The following is a 15,751-nucleotide window of genomic DNA, read 5'->3' on the forward strand; positions in this document are numbered from 1 at the left end:
CATGCCCTTGTGGTTCGGGGCGAACGAGGCACCCATCATCACGCCGAAGACGGCGAGCTGCACCCCGAGGAACGCGCACGCCATGCCGAACGGCAGGAACCAGAACACGATCGTGAGGTAGATGCCGAAGCGGGCGACGAGCAGCGCGCCCTCGATGAGGCGGTGCTGCACGTCGGCCTTGGTGCCGTTGCCGGTGACGATCGACATCACGGCGTAGCGGTGCAGGTTGAGTCCCTCGAGCGTCAGCAGGGGGAAGAACAACCACCCCTGGAACCGCAGGAACAGCTGCATCGGGGCGCTCTTCGCCGCGGCGGCGTCCTCGGGCAGGAAGCGGATGCCGTCCGGTGCGATGTCCGGGTCCTTCCCGACGGTGTTCGGGTTGCCGTGGTGCCGCGTGTGCTTGTTCATCCACCACGAGTAGCTGAGGCCGACGAGGAAGGTGCCGATGTACCGGCCGGCCTGGTCGTTCCAGCGCTGCGACGCGAACACCTGGCGGTGCGCGGCCTCGTGCGAGAGGAACGCGAACTGCGTGAACAGCACCCCGAGCGCTCCGGCGACGATGAGCTGGAACCAGGAGTCGCCGAGGAACGCGAACGCGACCCAGGCGAGGGCGAGCGTGCCGGCCAGGGAGCCGAACAGCGCCCAGTAGAAGCCGGTGCGACGGCGCAGCAGGCCGTGCTCCTTCACCTGCGCCAGGAGCGCGGAGTAGGTCGAGGTGCCGTTGCGGCTCCCCGGCCCGGGACGAGTGCGGGTGTAACCCGGCGTGAGCGGAGTGGTGGTCATGAGGACCGACCTTCCGTTGCGGATCGGTCCTTCAACCGGTACGAGGAGTTCACGCGTGTGCGCTTGCCGCGACCCTAGGGGGCGGAGTTGCGTGTTCGCCTGGCAGTCCACTTTGCGTGGCGGACTCCTTCGCGTTGCGGCCTGGCAGGCTGGATCCGTGCACATCTCCCTGGACTCCGCAGCCGACGTCGTCACCGGCATCCGTTTCCCCGAGGGCAACCGCTGGCACGAGGGCCGGCTCTGGTACTCGGACATGCACACCGGCGAGGTGTTCTCGATCGACCCGGCCTCCGACGCGGGACCGCGACTCGAAGCGACCGTCAAGGGGCAGTCGTCCGGACTGGGCTGGCTGCGGGACGGTCGACTCGTGGTCAGCGCGATGGAGTCCCGCACCGTCCTGGCCGTCGAGCCGGGCGGTGAGACCTCGGTGTTCGCCGACCTGTCCGGCATCGAGTCGTCGCTCGTCAACGACCTCGTCGTCGACCCGGAGACCGGTCGGACGTACATCGGCGCGTTCGGGTACGACCTCTACGGCGGCGAGGAACTCCGCCCCGGCCCCGTCTACGTCGTGGAACCGTACGGCTCGGTGCGGCTCGCGGCCGACGGGTTCGTCTTCCCGAACAGCATGAACATCCTGCCGGGGCAGCGCACGCTCGTCGTCAGCGAGACCTGGGGTGGTCGGCTGACCGCGTTCGACATCGCAGCGGACGGGTCGCTCACCGGTCGTCGTCCGTGGGCGGACCTGCCCGAAGGTGTCACGCCGGACGGCAGCACGGTCGATGCCGAGGGAGCGATCTGGGTGTGCTCGGTCGACACGGGCGAGTTCCTCCGCGTGCTCGAGGGCGGTGAGGTCACGGACCGGATCGACGCTCCCGGGCTGTGCGCGATCGACTGCGCGCTGGGTGGGGACGACGGTCGGACGCTCTACCTCGCGACGGCGGACAGCTACGACCCCGAGGTCACGGCGAGCACGCGGGCGGGGCGGATCAGTGCGGTGCGGGTGTCGGTGCCGGGCTGCTGACGACAGCGCGGCTGCCTTCGCGAGACCGCTGAACGACGGCGTGCTCCTGTTCCGGAGGGGAGCTGCTGCGTGTCGACGCGCTCCCGAGGCTGGTGGCTTCGGTTTTCGTGGGAGGAAGGCGAACAGGAGCGGCGCTTCCGCAGACCGTCTCAGTGTGCTCGGCGCTGCTTCTCCCGTGCCTGCCTCCGCTTCTCGCGTGCCCGTCGCGCCTTCCGCAGTTCTCTGCTGCTCCTCGACGGTCCGAAGATGATGCGCTGTGTGATGCCCTCGAGCGCAGCCCGGACAGGACCGCCCACTTTCGGTCGAGCTGGTGGGCGAGTCAACGCACGCCACGTCAGGACGACAGTTGCAACTCCCGCCGCGATCGTCAGCACCGTCCAGACCGCCGCAGCGATGGGTCCGATCGGCGAGAGCACCCACACGGGCAGCAAGAACGTCGCCAACCCCCACGGCATCGACGCGACCCACACCCGTCCGCCGCCGCCCGACCAACCGGCCGCGTACAAGCGCATCCAGAAATCGGTCCACCGCGACCGCTGCACCGGCAGCAGCGACATCGCCACCGTTCCGGAAACCGTCACCGGACCGATCGTCTCCCGGCCCTGCACCGTGTAGCTCAGCCGCTGCTCCCGGAACGCGGGGCGAAGCGCACGAACGACGTACGTGAACGACAGCACCGCCAGCGGCGCCGTCGCCAACGGCAGCAGCACCTCGAGGAACCCGACGAGCACCACCCACAACAACCCGATGCAGCACACCGCGAACCACCCCGGAACGTCGAGGTCGCTCCAGGGCGCCCCACCCCCGCCGGTCGAGGCGAACCCGAACAGCAGCGCTCCGGAGATCCCGACCACGACCACGAACAGTGCGGTCCACACGAGCCCGATGAGCAGGTACCCGAACGGGCGGAGCACCACAGCGACAGGGTTCGGAGCAGTTGCGGCGTCCCTCATGCCAGCATTGTGCACGACCACCGGGCAGGGTGGCCCACGGACTCCATCTCCTCACCACGGGGAGTAGATCCGCATGGTCCCTCGGCTCCGTTCCCGTGACGCCGACGAGGCCGATCAGCAGAACGACGGGCACGGTAGCGAGGCGACGAGCAGGAAGGCCGACACCCAGAAGAAGAGACCCGCCAGCACGCCTCCAGTGAGAGCGATCCACAGCCCGGTCCGTCTCCGCTTCCACTGCCAGACGCAGCATCCGGCGGACGTCAGCCACAGCCCTGCCTGCACCAGGACGAGCATCCACCGTGCCCACTGCAGTACGTCACCCATGAGCACGTCCCAGGACAGAGCCACCCAGACGACACCGCCGGTTACCGCCAAGCCGACTGCGAGGGCTGCGATGGTCAGCCCCGAACCCGGCACCTGTCGTCGGCGAGTGGGCGCTGCCGTCTTCCACACCGGCGGTTCGTCGGAGAACGACTGCGTGACGCGGAAGCCCATGCCGGAGACCCTAGACGAGCCTCGGACGACCATCAGCCGCAACGGAGCAGTCCACCGATTGCCGATCGGCTTCGAAGCTGGCCGCCACCGCGCGGGCCCCTCGAGTCCACCGTCTTGTCGGCGGCGTCGTGCACGCTGGATGTGTGGGGAACAGGCACAACGAGTTCACGATGAAGGGCGTTCTGGCACACAGGGCGGTGCTGTGGCCGTTCGTCCGTCCGCTGTACGGGAAGCGGTTCGAGTACTTCCACGACCCGGAACGGTTCGTCGGGGAGACCGACATCGCCGTCGACGTGCTCGAAGCGGCACTCCGAGGCACGCAAGCAGAACCCGCCTCAGCACCTCACCGGCACACCGCGCAGGGGCTGCTGAACGTCGATGGTCCGAACGACGGTGCGGACACGTTCGTCTCCGAATGGCGACAGCTCACCACCCGTGAACAGGACGCTGTCCTCGACGGGCTACGCCCGATGGTCGCCAACGCGTCACGAGCGCTCGCAACCCGGTTCGGCTCCCGATCCATCACAGGGAAACCCTTCACCCATGCGTGGAGCGAAGTACCGCTGTTCGCCGTCGCCGGCACACACGGCGTCCTCACCCCAGACGCTGAACACCTCAGAGCCGACCTGCTCGTCTACCGCGCCGACGGTGACATCGAAGTCATCGACCTGAAGTTCGGAAACGCCACACCACCAGACTGGGTCGTACGGCAAGACACCGAACAGCTGCGCCGCTACCTCGACGCAGTCCGCGCCGGCACAGAAGGCACAGGCCGCCACATCCGCGGACGACTGCTGTTCATCGGACAAGGCAGAGGCCGACCCACCCGCCACTGGTCGCCCTGGCAGGACATCGCCGTCTGAGCGACACGGGCGACGCGGCGAGCCCGGAAGTCGGGGGCGAGGAGACAGCGCGACGAACTGCTTCTGCAGCGCGTCCGCGGAAGCACCGTCTCGAGACCGAACACAACGAAGAAGCCCACCGAGACACTCGGTGGGCTTCTTCGTTGTGAACAGTTCCCGAGACGATTGCCAACTCGCCGCGTCGGTCGGGCTGACAGGATTTGAACCTGCGACCCCTTGACCCCCAGTCAAGTGCGCTACCAAGCTGCGCCACAGCCCGCGAGCCCCGAGGAGCTCACGTCGCCCGCGTCCGACCGGAGCGCGGAGCAACCAGACCAGCATAGCGGACACCAGACCCCGCCCGCGCCACGGCGCGTCGCCGCACCCAGCGCCACCCCAGGGGCGCCACGACATTCACCGCCCGGCCCGCACCACCTCCCGCCGCGCCGCCAGCCACGGCAGCCCGAACCCGGCGAGCAGTCCCCCGAAGCCGTCCGCCGCCAGGTCGCCGATCGTGTCGTCGTACCCGACGAAGATCGACGAGTCGACGAAGTTGTGCCCGAGCCACTCCCCCATCTCCCACGTCGCCCCGACCGCCAGCCCAGCGCACACGGCGAGCACCGCGACGACCACGCGGTGACCGTCCGGGGCGGCGGGGACGGCGCCGACGTCCGACCCGATCACGTACAGCACGGCCGCGAGCAGCCCGGTCAGCAGCACGTGGATGAGCTTGTCCCAGAGGAACACCGTCGTGTACCACTCGAGGACACTGGACCAGCCGGAGACGAGCACGAGCACGCACACGAGCACGTCGAACACCGGCCGGAGCCCGAGCATCCTCGGCACGACGACGCCGAGCAGGCACAGCGACATCACCGCGAACGAGGTCCCGCCCCAGCCGATCACCGCGACGACGAGGCTCACGACCGTGAGCGCCCGCACGACGTCGGCGACGAGGAACCGCGGGCGCAGGAACGTCGGACCGAAGGTGGCGATCACGACGCCCACCGCACCACGGCGTGCACGGCGGCGTGGTCGGACGGCCACACACCGCCCGGGCGACGGACGGACACGGCAACGCGGTCGACGGTCGCATCGGCCGTCACGAGGACACCGTCGATGCGCCGGTCCCCGACACGCGGCTCCCGGTAGTGCGGGTAGGTCCCGAAGGGTTCGGTCACCTGCCGGGAGGCGCGGCTCCAGCTGTCGACGACGCCCGTGTCCGCCAGTGCTCGCCAAGGCGCCGAGCCGGCGGGACTGTTCCAGTCCGCCATGACCGCGGCCGGCAGCCCGCGTTCCCGGACGATCCGTCCGAGGAGCGCGGCGGACCGGAGCCGGGCCCACGGTGACAGGACGTCGAGGTGCGTGGCGATCGTCGTGAACCTGCGGCCGGTGGCTCGGTCCCGGACCACGGCCGCGACGGCGTGCCGCGGGAAGGACGTCGCCCAGGACCGGGAGCCCGGCCGGTGCGGGGTACGGGACAGCGCCCACGACCGGCGCTCCTCGACGTCGAGCCGCTCGCGGTCGAGGAACAGTCCGACCTGCTCGCCCCCTCCTCGCGCGCCACGGCCGACGAGCACGGGTTCCCAGCGCGACCCGAGGGCGGCGGTGAGGTCCGCCGACTGCGCGGGCAGCGCCTCCTGGACGGCGAGCACGGTGGGCACTTCCGAGGTGACGAGCGCGACCACGGCGTCCCGTCGACGCGACCACGAATCGGGGTGCGCGGCGGGCCGGGGCACTCGGCGGCGCACGTTGAGCGTCATGCAGTGCACGTCGGGCGGCTGCACCTCGCCGATGAGCGGGCGGTCGTCGTCGGGCATGCTCCCCTTCTACGAGACGACACCCGTCGGATTCCCAGGGAGTGTTCCGGACGGCTCGTATGGTGGCCCGATGCGTTCCGGCTCCACCTCCCGTGTCCTCCTCGCGATCGCGGCCGCCGGGCTGCTGCTCGGAGCCGCCGGCTGCACCGGGATCCAGTCCGCGGACGCGCGCCCCACGCTGGCGGAGGCCTCCGCCCAGACCGTCGCGACGGCCACCCAGCGGGACGCCGCCGCCCGCTCCGTCGCGACGAGCCGGGCGCTCTTCGCGACCGCTCCCGGCGCGGTCGTCGCACCCGCCGACGACGACCGCGCGGTGCGGGCCGCGGCGAGCGCCGCGCAACGTGCGCACGTCCCAGCGCTCCTGACCGGGTCGAGCGGCGCCGGCGTGGCGCGGGAGCTGCACCGCCTCGGCGCCCGCTGGTACCAGGCCGAGGGCGACGTGACGGTGGACACGGACGCGGAACGGCGGGGTGCGCCGACCGACGGCGACGCGCCGGAGCCGACCCGCGCCTCCCGGCAGGCGACCGTCGTCGTGGCGGACGCGAGGGCGGACGCTGCGGCCGTGGCGACCGCGAAGGCCGCTGGTGCGCGCGTGGTCGTGATGCCGGACGGCGTGACCGACCCGGCGGCGGCGCCCGCGGTGGTGACGGCGCTGCACGAGCGGGCGGACCACCCGACGGTCCTCGTCGGCTCTGCGTTCGGTGCGCTCGGCGACCCCGAGTGGACCGTGCGCGCTGCGGAGCACGGGTGGCAGCTGCCACACGGCGGGCAGCGACCGTTCGACGGCCACCGGTACGTCGCGCTGTACGGCGCGCCGGGAGCACCGGCGCTCGGTGTCCTCGGCGAGCAGGACCCGGAGGCGACCGTGCGACGGGCGCGGTCCGTCGCGGCGGGGTACGACGGGCTCGGCGACGTGCCGGTCACGCCTGCGATGGAGGTCATCGCGACCGTCGCCGCGGGAGCCCCCGGAGCCGACGGGGACTACTCCTCGGAGCTGCCCGTGTCGACGCTCGAACCGTACGTCGACGCCGCGCACGACGCCGGAATGCCGGTGATCCTCGACCTGCAGCCCGGGCGCGCCGACTTCCTGTCACAGGCGAAGCGGTACGAGTCGCTGCTCGCGAAGCCCGGCGTGTGGCTCGCACTGGACCCGGAGTGGCGGCTCGGGCCCGACCAGGTGCCGCTGGAGCAGATCGGGAGCGTCCGGGCGTCCGAGGTGAACGAGGTGTCCTCGTGGCTCGCGCAGCTCGTGCGGTCGAAGGGCCTGCCGCCGAAGGCGCTCGTGCTGCACCAGTTCCGGCTGTCCATGATCCAGGACCGGTCGTCGATCGAGTCGCACCCGGAACTCGACCTGCTCATCCACGCCGACGGGCAGGGTTCGCAGCCGGACAAGCAGGCGACGTGGAAGGCGCTGCACGCGGATGCCCCGGCGGGCGTGCACTGGGGATGGAAGAACTTCACCGACGAGGACCAGCCGATGCTGTCGCCGCAGCAGACCATGGCGGACGTGTCGCCGACGCCGTCGCTGATCACCTACCAGTAGCGGGTTGTCCACAGCCTGGAGGCGCGGGGCGCGTTCCGTCGGCCGCTGCTGACAGCATGGGGTCATGTCTGGTCTCGGTCACGGTTCCCCCGCTGCGTCGTCCGTCGCGTCGCCCGCTCCGCCCTCCGCCGAGATCCGGACGGAGGCGCAGGAGGCGCTCCAGGCCCTGACGGGCCGTGCCGACGCGGTCTTCCACCCCGGTCAGCTCGAGGCGATCTCCGCCCTCGTCGAGCACCGGCAGCGGGCCCTGGTCGTGCAGCGCACCGGCTGGGGCAAGTCGGCCGTGTACTTCCTCGCGACGCTGCTGCTCCGACGCCGCGGGGGCGGCCCGACCGTGCTCGTGTCCCCGCTGCTGGCGCTCATGCGCGACCAGGTCGCCGCCGCGTCCCGGGCCGGTGTCCGCGCCGTGTCCATCAACTCGGCGAACGCGCACGAGTGGGAGGAGACCCGGGCCGCCCTCGCGCGCGACGAGGTGGACGTGCTCCTCGTCTCCCCCGAACGGCTCAACAACCCGCGGTTCCGTGACGAACAGCTGCCGACGCTGATCGCCCGGATGGGGATGCTCGTCGTGGACGAGGCGCACTGCATCTCCGACTGGGGGCACGACTTCCGGCCGGACTACCGGCGGCTCGCCGAGCTCATCCGGTCGCTCCCCCACGGCGTCCCCGTGCTGGCGACGACCGCCACCGCGAACGAGCGCGTGGTCGAGGACGTCGCCGAGCAGCTGACGGCGGGCCCGGACGACCCCGTGTTCACCATCCGCGGGTCACTCGCCCGGGCGTCGCTCCGCCTCGGTGTCCTCACGCTGCCCGATGCCCGGCAGCGCCTCGGTTGGCTGCTGGCGCACCTCGGCGACCTCCCCGGCAGCGGGATCATCTACACGCTCACCGTCTCCGCCGCCGAGGACATCGCCCGGCTCCTGCGCGAGAACGGGTACGCCGTGCGGGCCTACACCGGCCGGACCGACACCGAGGAACGCGAACAGCTCGAGCAGCAGCTCAAGGGCAACGAGCTCAAGGCGCTCGTCGCCACGAGCGCCCTCGGCATGGGGTTCGACAAGCCGGACCTCGGGTTCGTCGTGCACATCGGGGCGCCGTCGTCGCCGGTGGCGTACTACCAGCAGATCGGTCGTGCCGGCCGCGCCACCGACAATGCGGACGTGCTCCTGCTGCCCGGGCGTGAGGACCAGGAGATCTGGCAGTACTTCGCGAGCGCCTCCATGCCGACCGAGGCACGCGCGGCCGCGGTGCTCGATGCCCTGTCGGCGTCGTCCTCGCCGCTGTCGACCGTCGCGCTCGAGGGTCTCGTGGACATCAAGCGGTCCACGCTCGAACTCCTGCTCAAGGTGCTCGACGTGGACGGCGCCGTGCAGCGCGTCACCGGGGGCTGGGTCGCGACCGGGCAGCCGTGGACGTACGACGCGCCGCGCTACGAGCGCGTCGCGGCGGCCCGTGCTGCCGAGGCCGCGTCGATGCTCGCCTACGAGTCGACCTCCGCGTGCCGCATGCAGCTGCTGCAGCAGGACCTCGACGACCCGTCCGCCGAGCCCTGCGGGCGGTGCGACAACTGCGCGGGGGCCTGGTACCCGACGACGGTGTCGACGTCCGACGCCGACGGTGCCGCCGCGGCGCTGGACAAGGTCGGGGTCGAGATCGCCCCGCGCGCCCAGTGGCCCTCCGGCATGGCGGCGCTCGGTGTCCCCGTCCGCGGCAAGATCGGTCCCGACGAACTCGTGCAGCCCGGCCGCGCCGTCGCACGGCTGACCGACCTCGGTTGGGGCGGGCCGCTCCGGGCATTGTTCGCGCCGGGTATGCCGGATGCCCCGGTGTCCCGTGAACTCGTCGACGGCTGCGTCCGAGCGCTGAAGGACTGGCCGTGGGAGACCCGGCCGACGGGGGTCGTCGCGATGTCCTCGCGGTCGCGGCCGGAGCTCGTGGGGTCGCTGGCGCAGGCGTTGAGTGCGATCGGTCGGTTGCGGTTCCTCGGCACGCTCGGGCGGAGCGGTGGCACTCCGCGCGGCGACGGAGCGACGAACAGTGCGTACCGGTTGTCGGGCGTGTGGGACACCTTCGTGGTCGATCCGTCGCTCGCCGCCGCGCTGCAGGCGCACGAGGGGCCGGTGCTGCTCGTGGACGACCTGGTCGACAGCCGGTGGACGATGACGGTCGCGGGGCGGGAACTCCGACGGGCCGGGGCGTCCGCCGTGCTGCCGTTCGCGTTGGCCACCGTCGCCTGACCGGTTCGTGTCCGCTCGCCGCTGGCCTGGGCACTGGGCATCGGAGTGCGGCGGTCGGTACGGACGGGACCACGTGATGCCGGGAGGCGATGTGCCGGACCGCACCGCGCCTCCCGGCGTTCCCGCTCGTGTCTCAGACGGCGCCGATCGCGTCCAGCTCGGCCACGGCGTCCTCGGGCAGCACGAACGCCGCTGCAGCGACGTTGTCACGCAGGTGCGCCACCGACGAGGTGCCCGGGATGAGCAGCATGTTCGGCGAGCGCTGCAGCAACCACGACAGCGCGATCGTCAGCCGCGACGCACCGAGGCGTTCGGCGACGGCGTCGAGCGCTCCCGACTGCAGGGGCGAGAAGCCGCCGAGCGGGAAGTACGGCACGTAGGCGATGCCCTGCGCGGCCGTGAGGTCGACCATCGCGTCGTCCTCACGACGAGCGACGTTGTACATGTTCTGCACGCAGACGACCGGCGCGATCGACTGCGCTTCCGCGAGCTGCTCGGCGTCGACGGTGGAGAGTCCGAGGTGCTTGATGAGGCCCTGCTGCTGGAGCTCCGCGAGCGCCTCGAACTGCGGGGCGATGCTGCCCGGCTCCGGCGCGTCGAAGCCGCCCGTGCGGAGGTTCACCACGTCGAGCTGCTCGAGGCCGAGGCCCCGGAGGTTGGCGTGCACCTGCTCGACGAGTTCGTGGGGCTCGCGGGCGTGCGGCCACCCGCCGTCCGCGTCGCGCCGGGCGCCGACCTTCGTGACGATGTGCAGGTCGTCGGCGTACGGGTGCAGGGCTTCGCGGATGATCTCGTTCGTGACGTGCGGGCCGTAGAAGTCCGCGGTGTCGATGTGCGTGATGCCGAGCTCGACCACGGTGCGGAGCACCCGGATCGCCTCCGCTCGGTCGGCGGGCGGTCCGAAGACGCCGGGGCCGGCGAGCTGCATGGCACCGTACCCGACGCGGGTGAGGTCGAGGTCGTCTGCGAGGCGGTAGGAGCCGCCGGGGAGTGTCGTGTCCGTCATGTCCACCACGATGCTCCCGGTGTGACCGTGCCGGCAGGTCCCCCTCCACCCTGGGACCACGGGGACCAGGACCGGACACCGGGAGCGTCCGTAGCATCGAGGTGTGAGCGACAACACCCTCGGCGAGTACCTCCGCGCACGGCGTGAACTGGTCCGCCCGGAGGACGCCGGGCTCCGGGTGACGGGTGTGCGGCGGACGCCCGGCCTGCGCCGCGAGGAGGTGGCGACGCTCGCGGGCATCAGCGCCGACTACTACCTGCGCCTGGAGCAGGGGCGCGACCGCAACCCGTCGGCGCAGGTGCTCGACGCCGTCGCCCGGGTGTTCGGGCTCGACGCGACGGCCTCGGCGTACCTGCGGAGCCTGGCGGACAGCTCGGTCACCCGCCGGCGGACACCGCGGTCGCAGTCGTCCCGGACCGAACGGGTGCCGTCGGGGACGCTGCAGCTCCTCGACGTGATCGGGTTGCCCGCGTTCGTGGAGAACCGGGCGTTCGACGTCCTCGCCGCGAACGCCCTGGCGACGGCGCTGGCCCCGGGGATGCGCGCCGGAGAGAACCGGCTCCGGACGATGTTCCTCAGCCGCAGCGAACAGGAGCGCTACCCCGACTGGGAGCACCAGATGGGCGGGATGGTGGCGTCGTTCCGGTCCTCCATCGGGGCCGACGTCGACGACCCGGCGATCACGACCCTCGTCGGCGAGCTGTCGCTGGGCAGCGAGGACTTCCGACGGCTCTGGGCGCGGCACGACGTCCGGCCGCTCGGCGGGGGCACCGTGCGGATGTCGCACCCGGACGTCGGCGAGCTCGAACTGCGGCGCGAGAAGCTCGGTGTCGGTGGGACCGACGGGCAGCTCCTCGTCGTGCACCACGCGGAGCCCGGTTCCCCGTCGGCTCGGGCGCTCGCGCTGCTCGGGAGCCTGGCGGCGCCGGCGCCGGCGGCGGTGTCGGGGGCGGCGGTCTCGGTGGGCGAGGGTCGGCGGCGGGCAGGAGGCGGCCTCGGAACGACGATGTCGACGTCGCACGACACCGACTGAGTCGTTCCGCGCGCCCCGAGACATCCCGCGCGTGCAACGAGCGACGACCTCGGCGTCGTACGACACCGACTGAGTCGTTCCACGTCGCTCCAGCTCCCCGCCCCGCCCGCGACACCCTGCGCGTGCAACGAGCGACGACGCCGACGTCGTACGACAACGCCGATGTCGTTCCTCCCGCCCCGCGACACCATGCGCGTGCAACGAACGACGTTGTCGCCGTCGTACGACAGCGACGGTGTCGCACTGCGCGGGCCGCGACATCGCGCGCGTGCAACGAGCGACGACACCGCTGTCGTACGACAGCGACGATGTCGTTCCGAGTCGGCCGAGCGAGCCCGGCCCCGCCCCGCCCCGCGCCGCCCCGCGCCGCGCCGCGCCGGCGCTACGACCGCCGCGCCGGCTTCGGGAACGTCGCCCGCATGTGGTCCGTCGTCAGCACGTCGCCGATGCCGATCATGAGCAGCGAGAACACGATCTGCTCGATGACCATCCAGAACGGGTAGAGCCCGGGGATCGCCGCCACGACGAGCGTCACCACCGGGAAGATCCGGCTGAACAACCGCAACCGCTGGTACGCCCAGTAGTACCCGAGCTGCGCCCGCCACGCGAACACGTAGAGCGTCAGCGTGATGAGCAGGACGACGGTCGCTCGGAACCACACCGCCCACGGGATGGTCTGCCCCGCCCGTGTCAGCAGCACGGCCACGACGATCGCCGCGAGCCCCACCACCGTCTCGGCGACGAGCAACCACCGGATCCACCGGAACGACCGCACGGTCTCGGGGTGCTCGAGCATGTCCTCACGGATCACGTAGCCGGCCTGCCGGCCACCCGCGAGCCGGTCGAGGTGCAGCCGACACCACAGACGGTCGGCGAGGACGGGGAGACTCACGGGTCCATGGTGCCGCATCCGGCGGGGCGCGACGTGCACCGCGCCTCCCGTCCGGCGGCCTGGAGGCGCGACACGCCTCGATCAGTCGGCCCGCGCGGTCCTGGGGCCGGGTCCGTCAGCTCGTCGGGATGAGCGCGGCACCACCGATGACCTCGCCGGTGTCGGGGTCACGGATCAGGATGGAGCGGACGTCCTCGGGCAGGATCTGCGGCGTCGTGATCGTGAGGGACTGTTCCTCGGTGTCGATCGGGATGCTCCCGACGTCGACCGCCTGGCCGCCGGACCAGTACCCTCGGCGATCCCCCACGACCATGCCGTTCGACAGGACGACCCGCACGGCCTTGAGGGACCGGTTCGGGGAGCGCACCGCGAAGTGGTCGAACGCGATGTACAGCCCGAGTTCCGGGTCGTCCTCGACCCGGACGTGGCCCGTGATGCCGCGATCGATGGGGAGCAGGTCGCCCTCGACGGGCGGGACGCGCTGCCACCACGGAGCGATCGGCGAATCGTCGCCGGTCGACCCGGACGCGGGGGACGGCGCGGGGACCGGAGCACCGAGCGCGTTCGACGGTGGGCCGATCGCGCCACCGCCGACGCTCGGCTCGGCGAGCGTCGGCGGTGGCCACGGGCCGGGCTTCGCTCGCGCGCCGTTCGCTCCGCAGGGTGGTCCACGCGAGGACGAGTGCGACGGCGACGATCACCCCGACTGCCACGAACAGCCACCGACGTCGCGCCCCCGTCACGCTCGATCCCCGTTCGGACTCAGCGCTTGCGGCGCTCGCGGACCCGCATGTTGACGATGATCGGCGTACCCGAGAAGCCCCAGACCTCACGTAGACGACGGGTGATGAACCGTCGGTACTGCGGGTCGAGGAAGCCCGTCGTGAAGAGCACGAACGTCGGCGGCTGGCTCGACGCCTGCGTCCCGAACAGGATGCGGGGCTGCTTGCCGCCGCGGACCGGGTGCGGGTGCTCCTGCACGAGCTCGGCGATGAAGGCGTTGACCTTGCCCGTCGGGATGCGGGTGTCCCACGACTCGAGGGCGGTCTCGAGCGCCGGGACGAGCTTCTCGAGGTGACGACCGGTGCGGGCGGAGATGTTCACGCGCGGCGCCCACGACACGTGCGCGAGGTCCTGCTCGATCTCGCGCTCGAGGTAGCGGCGACGGTCGTCGTCGAGGAGGTCCCACTTGTTGTACGCGAGAACGAGGGCGCGACCGGACTCGAGCACGAGGTCGATGATGCGCAGGTCCTGCGTCGAGATCGGCTCGGTGACGTCGAGGACGACGACGGCGACCTCGGCCTTCTCGAGCGCGGCGGTCGTGCGGAGGGACGCGTAGAAGTCCGCACCCTGCTGCAGGTGCACCCGCTTCCGGATGCCGGCGGTGTCGACGAAGCGCCAGACCCGTCCGCCGAGTTCGATCTGCTCGTCCACGGGGTCACGGGTGGTGCCGGCGAGGTCGTTCACGACGACCCGCTCCTCGCCCGCGGCCTTGTTGAGCAGCGAGCTCTTGCCGACGTTCGGCCGGCCGAGGATCGCGACGCGACGGGGACCGCCGACCTCCTGCTTCGCGACGGCGGAGGTGTCCGGCAGCGTCTTCACGATGAGGTCGAGCAGGTCCGCCACGCCACGTCCGTGCAGGGCGGAGACGGGGTGCGGCTCCCCCAGGCCGAGGTTCCACAGCTCGTACGCGTCGAGGTCGCGGCGGTCGTCGTCGGCCTTGTTCGCCACGACGATGACCGGACGGTCGGTGCCGCGGAGCATCTTGACGACGTGCTCGTCCGTCGCGGTGATGCCCACCGTGACGTCGACGACGAACAGCACCGCGTCGGCGAGGTCGATCGCGACCTCGGCCTGCGCGGCCACCGAGGCGTTGATGCCCTGCGCGTCCGGCTCCCACCCGCCGGTGTCCACGAGGGTGAACCGCTTGTCGTTCCACTCGGCCTTGTAGCTCACCCGGTCGCGGGTGACGCCGGGGACGTCCTGCACGACGGCTTCACGGCGACCGAGGATGCGGTTCACGAGCGCCGACTTGCCGACGTTCGGGCGCCCGACGATCGCGAGCACCGGGTACGCCGGCAGGTAGGTGGTGCCGTCCTCGCCGAGTTCCCCGGCCTCGAGCAGGGCGACGTCTTCCTCGTCGAGTTCGTAGTCGTCGAGCCCGGCACGGAGCGCGTTCGCCCGCTGCTCGGCCTCGGCGTCGTCGAGTCCGGCGAGCCGCTCGCCGAGGGCGTCGTCGTACTCGGGGAAGTCGTCGTTCGCCGGGTTGTCGTTGTCCAGCTGCGCCATGGTGGGTTCCTCGCGTGCGGCCCTCGGCCGCGGGTGATCAGTTCGTGGCCGTGCTTCGGGCCAGCTCGACGACCGCCTGTACGGTCTGGTCGAAGTCGAGGTCGGTGGAGTCGAGCGTCGTGACGCCGTCCGCGGCGTTCATGAAGTCGACGACCTTCGCGTCCGCGGCGTCCCGACGGGCGAGTGCAGCGGAGGTCTCGGCGGCCGACTGGGTCGTGACCTCGGCCGAGCGCCTGGCCATCCTAACCGACTCGTCGGCCGTGAGCAGGATGCGGACCTCTGCGTCGGGTGCCACGACGGTGGTGATGTCGCGTCCCTCGGTGATGATGCCCCGAGCGTCGGTACGCCGCATCACCTGGCGGAACAGCTGCACGAGTCGCTGTCGGACCTCGGGCAGCTTGGCGATGTGCGCGACCGCGGCGGTGACCTCGGGCGTCCGGATCGCATCCGTCACGTCGGTGCCGTTCACCCGCACGAAGTAGTCGTCGGGGTCGGTGCCGATCTCGTAGTCGAAGGTGTCCCAGCTCGCCAGCACCGCGGCGGGGTCGTCGAGGTCCACGGCCTGCTGCAGCGCGTGCCACGCGAGCGCACGGTAGGCGGCGCCGGTGTCCTGGTACCCGAAGCCGAGCGCGCGTGCCGCTGCGCGGGACACGCTCGACTTGCCGCTGCCGGCGGGACCGTCGACCGCGACGACGAACTTCGCGACGTACGCACCGTCGGCGAGGCCGGCGGGCAGCGGGTCGCGCGTCGAACCCGGCTCGCCACCGCCCTGACCGTCCAGGCCGCCGGCGATGTCACCGCCGCCGATCGGACCGGGCTGGTCGCCCGGCGTCGGCAG

General features: G+C 71.7%; 15 protein-coding genes and 1 tRNA gene. 5 read left to right on the forward strand and 11 right to left on the reverse strand.

Features of this window, described 5'->3' with window-relative positions:
• The coding region (locus tag ACTJKO_RS09650; protein ID WP_440688079.1) for a fatty acid desaturase family protein at window positions 1–783 on the reverse strand (783 nt) is incomplete at its 3' end.
• Window positions 784–940: 157 nt separating this feature from the next.
• On the opposite strand from ACTJKO_RS09650, the gene ACTJKO_RS09655 reads away from it, so the two are divergent.
• Window positions 941–1,804 carry an SMP-30/gluconolactonase/LRE family protein gene (locus tag ACTJKO_RS09655; protein ID WP_440688081.1) on the forward strand — a complete coding sequence of 288 codons (864 nt, stop codon included), beginning with the start codon at window positions 941–943 and terminating at the stop codon, window positions 1,802–1,804.
• Window positions 1,805–1,953: 149 nt separating this feature from the next.
• Here the strand turns inward: ACTJKO_RS09655 and ACTJKO_RS09660 are convergent, their stop codons facing one another.
• Both ACTJKO_RS09660 and ACTJKO_RS09665 read right to left on the reverse strand, forming a co-directional pair.
• A complete protein-coding gene (locus tag ACTJKO_RS09660; RefSeq protein WP_440688083.1) occupies window positions 1,954–2,757 on the reverse strand; it encodes a hypothetical protein in 804 nt (267 codons plus the stop codon).
• 114 nt (window positions 2,758–2,871) lie between these two features.
• Entirely contained in the window at window positions 2,872–3,252 is a 381-nt protein-coding gene (locus ACTJKO_RS09665; protein WP_440688085.1) for a hypothetical protein, read from the reverse strand.
• Window positions 3,253–3,422: 170 nt separating this feature from the next.
• Between ACTJKO_RS09665 and ACTJKO_RS09670 the strand changes: the two genes are divergently transcribed.
• Window positions 3,423–4,115, forward strand: coding sequence for a PD-(D/E)XK nuclease family protein (locus tag ACTJKO_RS09670; RefSeq protein WP_440688087.1), 693 nt, complete (start codon window positions 3,423–3,425; stop codon window positions 4,113–4,115).
• Between the two features lie 185 nt (window positions 4,116–4,300).
• Here ACTJKO_RS09670 and ACTJKO_RS09675 read toward each other — a convergent pair.
• The 3 genes from ACTJKO_RS09675 to ACTJKO_RS09685 all read right to left on the reverse strand — a co-directional run bounded on the left by ACTJKO_RS09675 (window position 4,301) and on the right by ACTJKO_RS09685 (window position 5,914).
• Window positions 4,301–4,374: transfer RNA gene (locus ACTJKO_RS09675), tRNA-Pro, on the reverse strand.
• A 134-nt stretch (window positions 4,375–4,508) separates the two neighbouring features.
• The gene (locus tag ACTJKO_RS09680) at window positions 4,509–5,093 is read right to left on the reverse strand and encodes a hypothetical protein (protein ID WP_440688089.1); all 585 of its coding nucleotides are present in this window, start codon (window positions 5,091–5,093) and stop codon (window positions 4,509–4,511) included.
• Window positions 5,090–5,914 carry an endonuclease/exonuclease/phosphatase family protein gene (locus ACTJKO_RS09685; RefSeq protein ID WP_440688091.1) on the reverse strand — a complete coding sequence of 275 codons (825 nt, stop codon included), beginning with the start codon at window positions 5,912–5,914 and terminating at the stop codon, window positions 5,090–5,092. Before ACTJKO_RS09685 ends, ACTJKO_RS09680 begins: the two co-directional genes overlap by 4 nt.
• 70 nt (window positions 5,915–5,984) lie before the next feature.
• On the opposite strand from ACTJKO_RS09685, the gene ACTJKO_RS09690 reads away from it, so the two are divergent.
• Window positions 5,985–7,457: a hypothetical protein gene (locus ACTJKO_RS09690; protein WP_440688093.1), complete on the forward strand. Its 1,473-nt coding sequence runs from the start codon at window positions 5,985–5,987 to the stop codon at window positions 7,455–7,457.
• A 64-nt stretch (window positions 7,458–7,521) separates the two neighbouring features.
• Window positions 7,522–9,693: a RecQ family ATP-dependent DNA helicase gene (locus tag ACTJKO_RS09695; protein ID WP_440688095.1), complete on the forward strand. Its 2,172-nt coding sequence runs from the start codon at window positions 7,522–7,524 to the stop codon at window positions 9,691–9,693.
• Window positions 9,694–9,826: 133 nt separating this feature from the next.
• On the opposite strand, the gene ACTJKO_RS09700 is transcribed toward ACTJKO_RS09695, so the two are convergent.
• Window positions 9,827–10,699 (reverse strand): oxidoreductase, encoded by an 873-nt coding sequence (locus ACTJKO_RS09700; RefSeq protein WP_440688097.1) that lies wholly within the window; start codon window positions 10,697–10,699, stop codon window positions 9,827–9,829.
• Between the two features lie 103 nt (window positions 10,700–10,802).
• Between ACTJKO_RS09700 and ACTJKO_RS09705 the strand changes: the two genes are divergently transcribed.
• Window positions 10,803–11,732 carry a helix-turn-helix domain-containing protein gene (locus tag ACTJKO_RS09705; RefSeq protein ID WP_440688099.1) on the forward strand — a complete coding sequence of 310 codons (930 nt, stop codon included), beginning with the start codon at window positions 10,803–10,805 and terminating at the stop codon, window positions 11,730–11,732.
• Between the two features lie 382 nt (window positions 11,733–12,114).
• Here ACTJKO_RS09705 and ACTJKO_RS09710 read toward each other — a convergent pair whose 3' ends face one another.
• The 4 genes from ACTJKO_RS09710 to cmk form a co-directional block, all read right to left on the reverse strand.
• The gene (locus ACTJKO_RS09710) at window positions 12,115–12,624 is read right to left on the reverse strand and encodes a hypothetical protein (protein ID WP_440688101.1); all 510 of its coding nucleotides are present in this window, start codon (window positions 12,622–12,624) and stop codon (window positions 12,115–12,117) included.
• 115 nt (window positions 12,625–12,739) lie between these two features.
• Window positions 12,740–12,991, reverse strand: coding sequence for a hypothetical protein (locus ACTJKO_RS09715; protein ID WP_440688103.1), 252 nt, complete (start codon window positions 12,989–12,991; stop codon window positions 12,740–12,742).
• A gap of 395 nt (window positions 12,992–13,386) precedes the next feature.
• A complete protein-coding gene (gene der, locus ACTJKO_RS09720) occupies window positions 13,387–14,913 on the reverse strand; it encodes a ribosome biogenesis GTPase Der (protein WP_440688105.1) in 1,527 nt (508 codons plus the stop codon).
• A gap of 37 nt (window positions 14,914–14,950) precedes the next feature.
• Complete coding sequence (cmk, locus tag ACTJKO_RS09725) at window positions 14,951–15,649, reverse strand: (d)CMP kinase (protein WP_440688405.1); 699 nt, start codon at window positions 15,647–15,649, stop codon at window positions 14,951–14,953.
• Window positions 15,650–15,751 lie beyond the last annotated feature (102 nt).

Source organism: Curtobacterium sp. 22159, assembly GCF_052045775.1.
In the GTDB taxonomy this organism is placed as follows: Bacteria; Actinomycetota; Actinomycetes; order Actinomycetales; family Microbacteriaceae; genus Curtobacterium.